1 pseudogene is annotated in these 379 nt (G+C 56.7%); it reads right to left on the bottom strand.

Annotated elements, in window-relative coordinates:
• Nucleotides 1-379, bottom strand: a pseudogene (locus G6047_RS00180) (hypothetical protein); the annotation flags it as partial.

The following is a 379-nucleotide window of genomic DNA, read 5'->3' as shown; positions in this document are numbered from 1 at the left end:
TTCGGAGAGGTCGTATTCAATGCCGGAACGGAGGAACCCGAACAGAATGGCGGAATGGCAGCGAAATCAGGGACGATGGAATTCGTGACCGTAACCGACAATGTCACCGGCGAGGCACATTGGCCAGCGTCAGGCGTGAAGACATAATTGCCGGAAGTGGTGTTGCTGATGGTAGCCGGCGACCAGCTTCCCGTGATACCGTTCGGAGAGGTCGCGTTCAATGCCGGAACGGAGGAACCCGAACAGAATGGCGGTATCGCAGCGAAATCAGGGACGATGGAATTCGTGACCGTAACCGACAATGTCACCGGAGAGGCGCATTGGCCAGCGTCAGGCGTGAAGACATAATTGCCGCTTGTCGTATTGCTGACAGTGGCCG

The organism is Flavobacterium silvaticum (assembly GCF_012911565.1).
In the GTDB taxonomy this organism is placed as follows: domain Bacteria; phylum Bacteroidota; class Bacteroidia; order Flavobacteriales; family Flavobacteriaceae; genus Flavobacterium; species Flavobacterium silvaticum.
Note: the sequence above shows the minus strand (reverse complement) of the source record. Positions and strands in the feature narration are given on the sequence as shown.